Below are 12,456 nucleotides of genomic sequence, written 5' to 3' on the forward strand. Positions count from 1 at the left end.
CCAAGGTGCTGGAACGAATCAAGAGAGTTGGCGATGAAACAAGGGAAAGGAACGTGAACATGACCACCGCATCCCGTCTGACCCGCCGCGCTCTTGGGGGCGTTTTTGCGTCGGCTGCCACAGCTTTGGGGCTTGGCGGTTCCCTGCCGGTTGCACTGGCCGCGCCTGTCCCTGATCCGGTGCTGCGCGATGCCATGTTGCGCGGGCTGGCGCTGGCATGGGTGCGCGGTGATGCGGCGCAGGTCGCGGCGGCACAGGCTGCCGTGGATGATCTGGCGCAGACCGACCCGGAAGGGGCGCTGTTGTGCCGTCTTTATCGTGTGCTGGACATCCGCCCCGCCGCCTATTGGCATGGGCAGGATGCTGGTCAGGCCGCGCCCGAGGATATGGCGCTGCTGCATCGGGCGATGGCGGCCTGCCAGCCGGTTGGGTTCACTTATACCGATATGCAGGGCGATGTGACCGGCCGCCGGGTTTTGCCCTTGGCGCTGGTGCATCCTGCGCAGGGTGTGAAACTGCTGGCATGGTGCCTTGAGCGGCAGGATTATCGTCAGTTTTTTGTGCGGGAAATGGCCGGGCTGACCAGCCTTCCCGGCGATTTCCGCGCCGACCGGCTGGCCCTGCTGGATGGTCTGGTCGCGAAAGAGGGGGCCTAGCCCCCGATCGTCTCGACTGTCAGATTGCCGTTGGTATAAACGCAAATATCAGCGGCAATCGCCATTGCCTTGCGGGCGACGGCTTCGGCGTCCAGATCGGTTTCCATCAACCCCCGCGCCGCCGCCAGCGCAAAGTTTCCGCCCGAGCCAATCGCGGCCACGTCATGTTCCGGTTCCAGCACATCGCCCGCGCCGGTGATGACATAGACCTGCTGCCCGTCGGTGACGATCAGCATGGCCTCAAGGTTGCGCAGATATTTGTCGGTGCGCCAGTCCTTTGCCAGTTCAACCGCCGCGCGCTGAAGCTGGCCGGGTGCGGATTCCAGCTTTTTCTCCAGCCGTTCCAGCAGGGTGAAAGCATCGGCGGTTGATCCGGCGAAACCGCAGACGACCTCATGCCCGCCCGGATTCAGGCGCCGGACCTTGCGGGCGGTGCCTTTCATCACGGTCTGACCCACGCTGACCTGACCATCGCCCGCCACCACAACCTTGCCGCCGCGCTTGACCGCCAGAATCGTGGTGCCATGCCAGCCGGGGAACTTGTCATCTGCCATTGCTGCCTCCTGTTGCTGGCTGGCAGATAGGGGCGGGACGGCGGGAACTCAAGCCGAATGGCTGGACAATTACCCGCCCGTGCCGCAGCCTGATACAAACGCAAGGGGGTATCATGGATCTGGGAATTAAGGGAAAACGCGCCATTGTCTGCGCCGCATCAAAGGGGCTTGGCCGGGGTTGCGCCGAGGCGCTGGCGGCCGAAGGGGTCGATCTGGTCATTAACGCCCGCGGAGGTGAGGCGCTGGAGGCCACCGCGCAGGCCATCGCTGCACAATATGGCGTCAGCGTAATCCCGGTCGCCGGGGACATCACCACGTCTGAGACCCGCGCCCGCCTGCTGGAAGCGGCCGGGCCGGTGGATATTCTGGTGAATAACGCAGGCGGCCCGCCCCCCGGCGATTGGATGGACTGGTCGCGTGAGGATTTCATTCGCGCCATTGATGCCAATATGCTGACTGCAATTGCGCTGATGCAGGCGGTGGTGCCGGGTATGGCGGAGCGTGGCTGGGGGCGGGTGGTGAATATCACCTCGGCGGCGGTGCGCGCGCCCATCGCGGTGCTGGGCCTGTCGAACGCCGCCCGCACCGGGCTGACCGGCTTTGTCGCGGGCATGTCGCGGCAGGTGGCGGCGCAGGGGGTGGTGGTGAACAACCTGCTGCCCGGCATCCACGCCACCGACCGCGCCGAATCGCTGGATCAGGCGGTGATGCAGGCCGAGGGTCTGACCATGGATCAGGCCCGCACCCGCCGTCAGGCCACCATCCCCACCCGCAGCTACGGCAGCGCCGCCGATTTCGGTGCGGCCTGCGCTTTTCTGTGCAGCCAGCAGGCGCGGTTCATTGTCGGCCAGAACCTGCTGCTGGACGGTGGCGCGCTGAATGTGACGATTTAAGGGTGCGTCTCAACCTTTTGGTAAGGGTTGGGTGGTATATGGGACAGGCGCGGGCGATCCCGCGCCTGTTCTGGATGTGATGATGCGTGATTTCTTTATTCTGTGGGCGGAACGCCTGATTTCTGTTCTGGTGGCGCTGATGCTGCTGATTGTGCTGGTGGCCGCGGGGGGCTTCATGTTCGCGCCGGCCTATGCCGGTGGCAGCGTGTTGATTGGCCTTGTGGTGCTGTGCCTTGGGGGCGTCGCTACGATTGTTATGGCCGGGCAACTCTATCTTTTCTTTGGCATATACCGGAACACTCTGCGGATAAACAATCTGTTGGAGCAGAACTTGCGGAAATGATCCGCCCGCCCGGCAGCTTTACTCTTGCCAGATGCTCACCGGGCGGCTACGCAATTCTTGGAACTCGGGAGACACCGGCAGCCGTGCCGGGGCCGAAGGAGCAACCGCCCCGGTAAACTCTCAGGCGAAAAGACCGTGTTCCGTCAAAACTCTGGAGAGTGGCGCCTGCGCCCGCCGAAGGGATAACGATCTCAGGCGCCCGCAAGGGCAAGGACAGAGGGGGCATCCGGCGCGGATCAATGCGCGCAACAAGCCGGGCAACCGGCGGGGAGGGATGGCCTATGGATACGCTGAAGCGCACGCCGCTTTATGATCTGCATGTGGAATTGGGCGGCAAGATGGTGCCTTTTGCCGGCTGGGATATGCCGGTGCAATACCCGATGGGGGTGCTGGGGGAACATCTGCATACCCGCGCCCATGCCGGGCTGTTCGATGTCAGCCATATGGGGCAGGTGATCCTGCGCGCGCCCTCGGGCCGGGCGGCAGATGCGGCGCTGGTGCTGGAAAGCCTGATCCCCGCCGATCTGGCCGGGCTGGCCGAGGGACGGCAGCGTTACGGCGTTTTTACCGATGACGAGGGCGGGGTGCTGGATGATCTGATGGTCGCCAACAAGGGCGATCATCTGTTTCTGGTGGTGAACGCGGCCTGCGCCGATCAGGATATTGCGCATCTGCAAGGGCTTGCGGGCGTCAGCGTTCAGCCCGTGACCGACCGCGCCCTGCTGGCGCTGCAAGGGCCGGATGCGGAATCCGTGCTGGCCGCGCTGTTGCCGGATGTGGCGGCGATGCGTTTCATGGATGTGCGCAATGCCGTCTGGAACGGGGCGGAACTGTGGATCAGCCGCTCGGGCTATACCGGCGAGGACGGGTTCGAGATTTCCGTCCCCGCCGCGCAGGCTGTCGATTTCGCGCGTGCTTTGCTGGCGGATCAGCGGGTGGCCCCGATCGGTCTTGGCGCCCGCGACAGCCTGCGGCTGGAGGCCGGGATGCCGCTATACGGCCATGACATGAGCATCGACACTTCACCCGCCGAGGCGGGCGTGGGCTGGTCGATCCAGAAAATCCGCCGTCAGGGTGGTGCGCGGGCGGGGGGCTTCCCCGGTGCTGCGGCGATTCTGGCAGAACTGGCCGAAGGCCCGGCCCGCATCCGCATGGGCCTGCGCCCCGAGGGCCGCGCCCCGATCCGTGAGGGCGTGATGCTTTTCGACACCGAGACCGGCGGGCGGCAGGTCGGCGCGGTCTGTTCCGGCGGCTTCGGCCCGACGGTCGGCGGGCCGGTGGCGATGGCCCTGCTGCCGTCGGATCTGGCGGCGGGAACAACCGTCTGGGCCGAACTGCGCGGCAAGCGCGTGCCGGTCGTGGTTTCTGACCTGCCCTTCATCACCCCATCCTATAAACGCTGAGGAGCGACCCATGCTGAAATATACCGAAGACCATGAATGGCTGCGTGCCGAGGGCGAGGAAATCGTGGTCGGCATCACCCGTCACGCCAGCGAACAGCTTGGCGATGTGGTGTTCATCGAACTGCCCGAGACCGGCCGCGAGGTCGCGGCGGGCGAGGAAATCGTGGTGATCGAATCGGTCAAGGCGGCATCCGACATCGTGGCCCCGGTGGCGGGCGTGATTACGGCGGTGAATGATGCGCTGGCGGATGCGCCGGGCGACGTGAACGCCGATCCGATGGCCGCATGGTTTTTCCGCATCAAGCCTGCGGGTGGGGTCGATCTGGACGGTTTCATGGATGAAGCGGCGTATAATGCGCTGATCGGCTGATCCCGAAGGCCGGGGGTTTTCCACCCCCGGACCCCCGGAGGATATTTTCAGGCAGAAGATGCGAGGCGCGATGAGCAAGTGGCAGCCGACAGACTATAACCCCGATGATTTCGCCAACCGCCGCCATATCGGTCCCAGCCCGACCGAGATGGAGGAGATGCTGGCCGCCGTCGGCGCCGAGGATCTGGATGCGCTGATCGCGCAGACCGTGCCGCAGGCGATCCGGCAGGAGCAGGCGCTGGATTGGGAACCTTTGTCCGAGGCCGGTTTGCTGGCCCGGATGCGCGAGGTGGCGGCAAAGAACCGGGTGATGACCAGCCTGATCGGGCAGGGGTATTACGGCACCGTCACGCCCCCCGCGATCCAGCGTAATATCCTTGAGAATCCGGCGTGGTATACGGCCTACACCCCCTATCAGCCCGAAATTGCGCAGGGCCGACTGGAGGCGCTGCTGAACTATCAGACCATGGTGGCCGACCTGACCGGCCTGCCGGTCGCCAACGCCAGCCTGCTGGATGAGGCAACGGCGGCGGCCGAGGCGATGGCGATGGCGCAGCGGGTGGCGAAATCCAGGGCGCGCGGGTTTTATGTGGCCGATGACCTGCATCCGCAGACCATCGCCGTGATCGAGACCCGTGCCGCGCCCCTCGGGATTCAGGTGATCCGGGGCGGCGACTATGATCCGGCGCAGGTGTTCGGGGCGATTTTCCAATATCCCGGCACCTATGGCCATATCCGCGATTTCAGCGCCGATATTGCGGCGCTGCACGCGGCGGGGGCGGTGGTTATCGTGGCGACGGACCTGCTGGCGCTGTGTCTGCTGCGTGATCCCGGCGCGATGGGGGCCGATATTGCCGTGGGTTCCGCGCAACGTTTCGGCGTGCCGATGGGCTATGGCGGGCCGCATGCGGCCTTTATGGCCTGCCGGGACGAGATGAAGCGCGCGATGCCGGGGCGCATCGTGGGCGTCAGCATCGACGCGCGCGGCAACAAGGCTTACCGCCTGTCGTTGCAAACGCGGGAACAGCATATCCGCCGCGAAAAGGCCACGTCGAACGTCTGCACGGCGCAGGCGCTGCTGGCGGTGATGGCTTCGTTCTACGCGGTGTTTCATGGGCCGAAAGGGCTGCGGGCGATTGCGCAGCGGGTGCATCTGAATGCTGTAACCGTGGCCAATGCGCTGCGGGCGGCGGGGGCGGATGTCGCGCCGGATGCGTTTTTCGACACGATCACCGTGCGGGTGGGCGTGGGTCAGCAGGGGATCATGGCCGCTGCCCGACACCGTGGCCTGAACCTGCGCCGGGTCGGGCGCGACCGCGTGGGGATCAGCGTGGATGAGACGACGGACGCGGGTGTGATCGCGCGGCTGCTGGATGCCTTTGGGATCACTGATCTGGCGGAACCGGCCTCCAGTTCTGCGATTCCTGATAACCTGTTGCGCGACAGTGATTATCTGACGCATCCGGTGTTCCAGATGAACCGCGCGGAATCCGAGATGATGCGCTATATGCGGCGCCTGTCCGACCGCGATCTGGCGCTGGATCGGGCGATGATCCCGCTGGGGTCCTGCACGATGAAGCTGAATGCCGCCGCCGAGATGATGCCGATTACCTGGCCCGAGTTCGGGGCGCTGCACCCGTTCGCGCCCGCCGATCAGGCGCAGGGCTATGCCGAGGTGATCGCGGATCTGACCGAAAAGCTGTGTGCGATTACCGGCTATGACGCCTTTTCCATGCAGCCCAACAGCGGCGCGCAGGGCGAATATGCCGGGCTTTTGACCATCGCCGCCTATCACCGGGCGCGGGGTGAGGATCGTGATGTCTGCCTGATCCCGGTTTCCGCGCATGGCACCAACCCGGCAAGTGCGCAGATGTGCGGGATGAAGGTCGTGGTGGTGAAATCCGCCCCCAATGGCGACATTGATCTGGAGGATTTCCGCGACAAGGCGACGCAGGCGGGCGACCGGCTGGCGGCGGTGATGATCACCTATCCCTCGACCCATGGCGTGTTCGAGGATACCGTGCGCGAGGTCTGCCAGATCACCCATGACCACGGCGGGCAGGTCTATATCGACGGCGCGAATATGAATGCGCTGGTCGGGCTGGTGCAGCCGGGCCAGATCGGTGGTGATGTCAGCCACCTGAACCTGCACAAGACCTTTGCCATCCCCCATGGCGGCGGCGGTCCGGGCATGGGGCCGATCGGGGTCAAGGCGCATCTGGCCCCCTTCCTGCCCGGCAACCCGGCCGAGGGGGGCGAGGGCGCGGTTTCGGCGGCGCCGTTTGGGTCTGCGTCTATCTTGCTGATTTCATGGGCCTATATCATGATGATGGGGGGCAAGGGGCTGACGCAGGCGACTCGGGTGGCGATTCTCAACGCCAACTATATCGCCAGCCGGTTAAGCAATGCTTACCCGATCCTGTTCATGGGCAATCGTGGCCGTGTCGCGCATGAATGTATTCTGGACACGCGGCCCTTTGCGGAACATGGCGTGACCGTTGACGATATTGCCAAGCGTTTGGTTGACAACGGTTTCCATGCCCCGACGATGAGCTGGCCGGTGGCTGGCACGCTGATGGTGGAGCCTACGGAATCGGAAACCAAGGCCGAGATTGACCGCTTTATCACCGCGCTGCTGGCGATCCGGGCCGAGATTCAGGACGTGGCCGATGGCCGGATCGAGGCCGAGGCCAGCCCCCTGCGCCACGCCCCGCATACGGTCGAGGATCTGGTCGGTGACTGGGACCGCGCCTATAGCCGCGAGCAGGGCTGTTTTCCGCCCGGCGCGTTCCGGGTGGATAAATACTGGCCGCCGGTCGGGCGCGTGGACAACGCCTATGGCGACCGCAACCTGATCTGCACCTGCCCGCCGCTGGAAAGCTACGCCGAGGGTTGATAACGCGCAGGCCGGGCCTCATATCCCTGACAGTGAATATATGAGGCCCGCCATGAGCAATCTGAAACTGACCTGTCTGGATTGTGCGCAGGTGAACCGCGTGCCTGCGGATCGTGTGGCGCAGGCGAAATGCGGCACGTGCGGGGCGGCGCTGTTGCCGACCAAGCCGCGTGCGGTTGATTTGTCAGTGTTGGAAAAAGCGACCCGGAACGATGATCTGCCGCTGCTGGTGGATTTCTGGGCACCGTGGTGCGGTCCCTGCCGCGCGATGGCGCCCGAGTTTGAAAAGGCTGCCAGCCTGCTGAAAGGCCGGGTGCGACTGGCCAAGATCGACACGCAAAGCCACCCCGATTCGACCGTGCGGTTCAATATCCGGGGCATCCCGGCCTTTATCCTGTTTCGGGATGGCCGCGAACGGGCGCGGCTGGCTGGTGCGCGCCCTGCGCAGGCGCTCGTGGATTGGGTGGGGCAAAACGACCCGCGTAAACCCGCTTGACATCTGGCCGTGACAGGTCCAGATAATCCGCCGATGGGGCCGTAGCTCAGTTGGTAGAGCGCGTCGTTCGCAATGACGAGGCCAGGGGTTCGATTCCCCTCGGCTCCACCAGATTTCCTGTTTTGCGTGTTGCTGAATAGCGGGTGGTGGGGCTTTATGCCTTTGCTATGCCAAAGGGAAAATGCCTATGGACCTGATCTATCTGTCGCCGGTGCCGTGGGACAGCTTTGCGCAGCGCCCGCATAAGTTTGTGCAGTGGTTCCAGCGCCGCCACGGCGGGCGGGTGTTTTGGGTGCAGCCCTATCCGACGCGGCTGCCGCAGATCAGTGATTTTCGCCGCCTGACCGGGCCGGGCGACCGGGTGCCTGCGCCGCGGCCTGATTGGCTGGTGCTGCTGTCGCCGCGTGCTTTGCCGGTCGAGCCGCTGCCCGGTTCGGGTCTGGTAAACGGCCGGTTGTGGCGTGGGGTGTTGGATCGGCTGCGTGGCTTGGCGCAAAGTGACGCGATGCTGGTGATCGGGAAGCCCTCGGTTCTGGCGGCGCAGCTGCGGGCGATGCTGCCGGATTTGCCCTGCGTCTATGATGCGATGGACGATTTTCCGGTGTTTTACCGTGGCTTTTCGCGCCGGATGATGAGGCGGCGGGAACAGACGGTGGCTGCGGCGGCGGATGTGATTATGGCCAGCAGCACCCGCTTGGCGCAGGCGTGGCGGATGCGGCATGGCGATGTGCGGCTGGTGCCGAACGGGCTGGACTGGTCCGCGATGACAGGGCTGCCGCAGATCGCGCCGGGGACGCGCCCCGTGATCGGCTATCTGGGGACGTTGGCTGCGTGGTTTGATTGGGCCAGCCTGACCGCGCTGGCCGAGGCAGCCCCACAGGCCGAGTTCCGCCTGATCGGGCCGGTATTCCAGCCCGCACCCGGTCCCTTGCCCGGCAATGTCACATTGCACCCGCCTTGCCCGCATGACCGCGCCATGGCTGAGATGGCGCGTTTCGACATCGGGCTGATCCCGTTCCTGCTGAACCCGCTGACGGCTTCGGTCGATCCGATCAAATATTACGAATACCGGGCGCTGCGGATTCCGGTGATCTCGACGGCGTTCGGAGAGATGGCTTTGCGCGGCGATGCTCCCGGCGTTTATCTGCTGGGCGATCCGGTGCAAGTGCTGGCGCAGGCGATGGCGCAGATCGGGCCGCGCCAGCCCGACCAGGATTTCGGGCAGGAAAACGACTGGGATGCACGGTTTGATGCGGCGGGGCTTTAGGCCGCAGCCGCACCAACGCGGGGTTCACGGATCGGCAGGTGGATAATGGCGGAAAACGCCCCGACGCCCACGCCGACCCACCAGACCAGTGTATAGTCGCCGTAAATGTCATAGAGTTTGCCGCCCAGCCAGACGCCAAGAAACCCGCCGATCTGGTGCGACAGGAACACGAAGCCGTAAAGCGTCCCCATATAGCGCAGCCCGTAAAGCTGCGCCACCAGCCCCGAGGTCAGCGGCACCGTCGCCAGCCACAAGGCCCCCATGGCCCCGGAAAACAGCAATACGGTTGCAGGGGTAATCGGGTTCAGAATAAAGGCCGCCGCGACCACGGTGCGCAGCGTGTATATCCCGGCCAGAAGGTATTTCTTGGTATGCCGCTTGCCCAGCCAGCCTGCCAGAATCGTGCCGCCGATATTGGCCACGCCGATAACCGCAATTGCAATTGCCCCAAGCGCCGATGTCGTGGTGATGCCAAGTCCGGCCAGAATACCGCTTGGGTCAATCGGGCCGCAAACCTCTGTCACCATTGCGGGGAAATGCGCGGTGATGAAAGCCAGTTGATAGCCGCAAGAGAAAAATCCAAGGAAAATCATAATATAACTTGGGTCGGAAAAGGCGCGGCGCAGCACTGCACCCATCGGCTCATCGTTCACGGCAGCGCCCGCGCCGGGTTTACGATCATCCAGAAGCGGCAGAAAGGCCATCGCCGCGAGGATTGTTGCCGCGAAAATCATGAACACGGTTTGCCAGGGGAACCAGCCCATCAACAGTTCGGCCACGGGGGCGCCGATAACCTGACCGGCCGACCCTGCGGCGGTGGTAATGCCAAGCACAAGGCTGCGGTTTTCATCGCTGGCGGCGCGGCCGACGACCGCCAGAATGACCCCGAACCCGGTGCCCGCGATGCCAAAACCAACAATGATTTCAGTAAGCTGCTGGCCAAGTGGCGAGGTTGCCATTGCCGCCATCACCAGCCCCGCCGCATACATGACCGCGCCCAACAGGATCGCCAGCCGGTCGCCCCATTTCTCCGCGATCATACCGAAAAGCGGCTGGCCGATCCCCCATGCGAGGTTCTGAATGGCGATGGCCAGCGAAAACTCGGCCCGCGGCCAGTTGAACTCATTGGCAATCGGGATCTGGAACACGCCAAAGCTGGCACGGATGGCAAAGCCGATCAGCAGGATCATGGCGCTGCCGATCAGAACCGGGGTGAACAGGTTGGCGCGTTGGGTCATGGCGGGCCTTGCGAAAATGCGTTCGGTCAGAAGGCACCTGCTGCGACAGATTGTCAATCTGCCGCCTTTGATTATCCTGCCGGAAAAGGAGGAGGTCATGTATCAACTGATCGGAACGACAGAGACCCGCGCCTTGCGGGTGATCTGGATGCTGGAAGAATTGGGCCAGCCCTATAATCATATTCCGGCCGCGCCTTGGTCCGAAGGGGTGGTCGCCTTTAATCCGGCGGGCAAGGTTCCGGTGCTGATCGTTGATGGCACGCCGGTGACGGATTCGACCGCGATCCTGACCTATCTGGCGGATCGCCACGGGGCGCTGACCCATGTGGCAGGGACGCTGGACCGGGCGCGCCAGGACAGCTTGACGCAATTCCTGCTGGATGAGTTTGATGCGAATATCTGGACCGCCGCCCGCCACACATTTATTTTGCCTAAAGATTTACGCATGGCCGGGATTAAAAACACCCTGCGGTGGGAGTTTGAGCGCAGCCAGCACACTCTGGTTCACCGGATGGGCGAAGGGCCGTTCTTGATGGGTGATAAAATGACGGTGCCAGATATTATTCTGACGCATTGTCTGGATTGGGCTTTGCGGGCGCGGTTTCCAATTGTGGAACAGCGGCTGAGCGAATATCTGGATCATATGCGAAAACGGCCCGCCTTTCAGCGGGCCATTGGCGGCGGTGTCAGTTGAGCCTTGATAGCCGCCGTTCTTCGCGGGCTTTGTTGTATTCTGCCAATGCCGATTCTTTGTCGGCCTGACGGATAAGCGCGTTGTGCAATGCCGGGATGCCATCGTCGATGTTCTGGTCATTGTATTCCTTGGCGGAATAGGCCGTGCCATTGGCATCATAAAAGGTCATGGTCCCGTCTGCCGCGACATCAAGGATCTTTCCGTATTGGGCCGTTGCAACGCTGAAACCCTGAAAATCACCGTCATAGGCGGGTAGCGTAACGGATCGGGAGTCAAATCCGAAATATTGGGCAAGAGATGCTGCTGCACCCTCCATTGTTTTCATGCTGTGGATCATCGAGGATGTTCCCATGCTGTAGGATTTGCGAAACTCATCAGGGTTTTCCGAGACCTGACCATTTTTTGTCAGTCCGTAAAGCTGTCCCGAGGAATCCAGAAGCGTATCCCGATTCGCCTGAATAGTGGCGGCATCTTTTGCAACCATTTTTCCGTAATCGGCAAGACGTTCTGCAAAATGATAGGCCGTTGCCATCGCATCTTGACGGGTCAGAAACGTGACCTCAGATTTTGGGGCGTCCTGACGCAGATATGTGCGCCATGAGCTTTCAAATATTCCGGTGAATTTCATGCGAATGTCTTGGTAATAGTCGTTCTGACTGCGAATGGCTGCCGCATGGCGCTCTTTATCAAGAGGGCTTATGGTGCCGTTTGCAAGACCCTCATAAGTTTCTTGAATACGCTGCAGAGCTGAGGCGGCCTGTTTCATCCGCAGTTTATGTGCAGCGGTTTCTCGACGACTGTTGCCAAAACTGTAAGATACTCTCCCATTACTGTCTATTGTGATATTCAGACCATCGCTTACCTTGTGAAATATAGTGATGGCTTCTCCGTTGTCGTTGTATATTTTGGTCATCACGTCGGTGCCGTTGTTGGACCGAATCGATAAGTATCCACTTTGCATGGGGGCGTTCGGTTACGCGGAATGCTCTGCTGCTATGTTTTGGATTCCCGCACCTGGTAGGGTGTCTGCTTTGCGGTTTGTCAGCAAGTGTAGGGCCGTTGTTGCCGAGGTGATGTGCATGATGTTCTCTCCCGTTGATGTTTGATTGTGGTGATCAGCATAGCACACGCAGAAGGTGATTGACAGGTGCGTCAACACATGCTTGAGTGGTTTTTAGTTAAAATTTTATCTAAATGGAGGATGCTATGAACCCTATTCATGGAGGTCCGGGGCCGGACAATCTTTTGGGAACGGAGTCGGTGGATTTTATTTCTGGAGGGGCCGGAAATGATACTATATATGGCCTTGGAGGTAGCGATACTTTGATGGGCGGAGGCGGCAATGATCGTATTTACGGCGGTCTTGGGCGCGATGTTATTTATGGGGATGCTGGAAATGATACGATTGTCGTCAATGACCAGCCTGATTACATTTATTTATCTGGTGACAATATAAATGGCGGGGATGGTGTTGACACATTGTATATCGAATCTTCTGGCAGGAATGTTGCGGATATTCTTTTTGTGAAAATAGGTGAAGTTACGAATGTTGAAAAAATCCATATTCAGTCAGGTTGGAAGGTAGTTATTCATGACCTGCCCCCCGAAAGATCCCTCACTTTAATGTAGAGTCTGCTCAACCGCGA

The 12,456-nt window shown here is 61.9% G+C and carries 13 protein-coding genes, 1 tRNA gene and 1 riboswitch; of the genes, 11 read left to right on the forward strand and 3 right to left on the reverse strand.

The features are described 5' to 3' along the window. Positions 1-59: 59 nt before the first annotated feature. On the forward strand, positions 60-656 hold the full coding sequence (locus Q4G24_RS06045) for a WYL domain-containing protein (protein WP_303365611.1): 597 nt from the start codon (positions 60-62) through the stop codon (positions 654-656). Here Q4G24_RS06045 and hslV read toward each other — a convergent pair. Beyond that, positions 653-1,210 carry an ATP-dependent protease subunit HslV gene (gene hslV, locus Q4G24_RS06050; protein WP_303365612.1) on the reverse strand — a complete coding sequence of 186 codons (558 nt, stop codon included), beginning with the start codon at positions 1,208-1,210 and terminating at the stop codon, positions 653-655. The two genes, Q4G24_RS06045 and hslV, sit on opposite strands and share 4 nt — an antisense overlap. Before the next feature lie 113 nt (positions 1,211-1,323). Between hslV and Q4G24_RS06055 the strand changes: the two genes are divergently transcribed. The 8 genes from Q4G24_RS06055 (at position 1,324) to Q4G24_RS06090 (ending at position 8,878) form a co-directional block, all read left to right on the forward strand. Then, the gene (locus Q4G24_RS06055) at positions 1,324-2,103 is read left to right on the forward strand and encodes an SDR family oxidoreductase (RefSeq protein ID WP_303365613.1); all 780 of its coding nucleotides are present in this window, start codon (positions 1,324-1,326) and stop codon (positions 2,101-2,103) included. Between the two features lie 31 nt (positions 2,104-2,134). Beyond that, positions 2,135-2,446 carry a hypothetical protein gene (locus Q4G24_RS06060; protein WP_303365614.1) on the forward strand — a complete coding sequence of 104 codons (312 nt, stop codon included), beginning with the start codon at positions 2,135-2,137 and terminating at the stop codon, positions 2,444-2,446. 55 nt (positions 2,447-2,501) lie between these two features. Then, positions 2,502-2,592, forward strand: a riboswitch (glycine riboswitch). A 135-nt stretch (positions 2,593-2,727) separates the two neighbouring features. Beyond that, a complete protein-coding gene (gene gcvT / locus Q4G24_RS06065) occupies positions 2,728-3,849 on the forward strand; it encodes a glycine cleavage system aminomethyltransferase GcvT (protein WP_303365615.1) in 1,122 nt (373 codons plus the stop codon). 10 nt (positions 3,850-3,859) lie between these two features. Continuing rightward, a complete protein-coding gene (gcvH, locus tag Q4G24_RS06070; protein WP_303365616.1) occupies positions 3,860-4,219 on the forward strand; it encodes a glycine cleavage system protein GcvH in 360 nt (119 codons plus the stop codon). 70 nt (positions 4,220-4,289) lie between these two features. Continuing rightward, positions 4,290-7,115 carry an aminomethyl-transferring glycine dehydrogenase gene (gene gcvP, locus Q4G24_RS06075; RefSeq protein ID WP_303365617.1) on the forward strand — a complete coding sequence of 942 codons (2,826 nt, stop codon included), beginning with the start codon at positions 4,290-4,292 and terminating at the stop codon, positions 7,113-7,115. Positions 7,116-7,167: 52 nt separating this feature from the next. Next, positions 7,168-7,611, forward strand: a complete 444-nt coding sequence (locus tag Q4G24_RS06080; protein WP_303365618.1) for a co-chaperone YbbN — start codon at positions 7,168-7,170, stop codon at positions 7,609-7,611. A 35-nt stretch (positions 7,612-7,646) separates the two neighbouring features. Beyond that, positions 7,647-7,722, forward strand: a tRNA-Ala gene (locus Q4G24_RS06085). Positions 7,723-7,798: 76 nt separating this feature from the next. Next, a complete protein-coding gene (locus Q4G24_RS06090; protein ID WP_303365619.1) occupies positions 7,799-8,878 on the forward strand; it encodes a hypothetical protein in 1,080 nt (359 codons plus the stop codon). Here the strand turns inward: Q4G24_RS06090 and Q4G24_RS06095 are convergent. After that, positions 8,875-10,116: an MFS transporter gene (locus tag Q4G24_RS06095; protein ID WP_303365620.1), complete on the reverse strand. Its 1,242-nt coding sequence runs from the start codon at positions 10,114-10,116 to the stop codon at positions 8,875-8,877. The genes Q4G24_RS06090 and Q4G24_RS06095 overlap by 4 nt on opposite strands. A 97-nt stretch (positions 10,117-10,213) precedes the next feature. On the opposite strand from Q4G24_RS06095, the gene Q4G24_RS06100 reads away from it, so the two are divergent. After that, complete coding sequence (locus Q4G24_RS06100) at positions 10,214-10,810, forward strand: glutathione S-transferase family protein (RefSeq protein ID WP_303365621.1); 597 nt, start codon at positions 10,214-10,216, stop codon at positions 10,808-10,810. Here Q4G24_RS06100 and Q4G24_RS06105 read toward each other — a convergent pair. Then, the gene (locus Q4G24_RS06105) at positions 10,803-11,723 is read right to left on the reverse strand and encodes a hypothetical protein (protein WP_303365622.1); all 921 of its coding nucleotides are present in this window, start codon (positions 11,721-11,723) and stop codon (positions 10,803-10,805) included. The two genes, Q4G24_RS06100 and Q4G24_RS06105, sit on opposite strands and share 8 nt — an antisense overlap. A 293-nt stretch (positions 11,724-12,016) precedes the next feature. Between Q4G24_RS06105 and Q4G24_RS06110 the strand changes: the two genes are divergently transcribed. Next, entirely contained in the window at positions 12,017-12,439 is a 423-nt protein-coding gene (locus Q4G24_RS06110; RefSeq protein WP_303365623.1) for a calcium-binding protein, read from the forward strand. Positions 12,440-12,456 lie beyond the last annotated feature (17 nt).

The organism is Paracoccus sp. (in: a-proteobacteria) (assembly GCF_030538695.1).
GTDB lineage: Bacteria > Pseudomonadota > Alphaproteobacteria > Rhodobacterales > Rhodobacteraceae > Paracoccus.

Excerpts from the sequence above, each read along its gene's own strand:
- Q4G24_RS06045 (WP_303365611.1), top strand. The coding sequence starts at position 60 with ATGACCACCGCATCCCGTCTGACCCGCCGCGCTCTTGGGGGCGTTTTT.
- hslV (WP_303365612.1), bottom strand. The coding sequence starts at position 1,210 with ATGGCAGATGACAAGTTCCCCGGCTGGCATGGCACCACGATTCTGGCG.
- Q4G24_RS06055 (WP_303365613.1), top strand. The coding sequence starts at position 1,324 with ATGGATCTGGGAATTAAGGGAAAACGCGCCATTGTCTGCGCCGCATCA.
- gcvT (WP_303365615.1), top strand. The coding sequence starts at position 2,728 with ATGGATACGCTGAAGCGCACGCCGCTTTATGATCTGCATGTGGAATTG.
- gcvH (WP_303365616.1), top strand. The coding sequence starts at position 3,860 with ATGCTGAAATATACCGAAGACCATGAATGGCTGCGTGCCGAGGGCGAG.
- gcvP (WP_303365617.1), top strand. The coding sequence starts at position 4,290 with ATGAGCAAGTGGCAGCCGACAGACTATAACCCCGATGATTTCGCCAAC.
- Q4G24_RS06080 (WP_303365618.1), top strand. The coding sequence starts at position 7,168 with ATGAGCAATCTGAAACTGACCTGTCTGGATTGTGCGCAGGTGAACCGC.
- Q4G24_RS06090 (WP_303365619.1), top strand. The coding sequence starts at position 7,799 with ATGGACCTGATCTATCTGTCGCCGGTGCCGTGGGACAGCTTTGCGCAG.
- Q4G24_RS06095 (WP_303365620.1), bottom strand. The coding sequence starts at position 10,116 with ATGACCCAACGCGCCAACCTGTTCACCCCGGTTCTGATCGGCAGCGCC.
- Q4G24_RS06100 (WP_303365621.1), top strand. The coding sequence starts at position 10,214 with ATGTATCAACTGATCGGAACGACAGAGACCCGCGCCTTGCGGGTGATC.
- Q4G24_RS06105 (WP_303365622.1), bottom strand. The coding sequence starts at position 11,723 with ATGACCAAAATATACAACGACAACGGAGAAGCCATCACTATATTTCAC.
- Q4G24_RS06110 (WP_303365623.1), top strand. The coding sequence starts at position 12,017 with ATGAACCCTATTCATGGAGGTCCGGGGCCGGACAATCTTTTGGGAACG.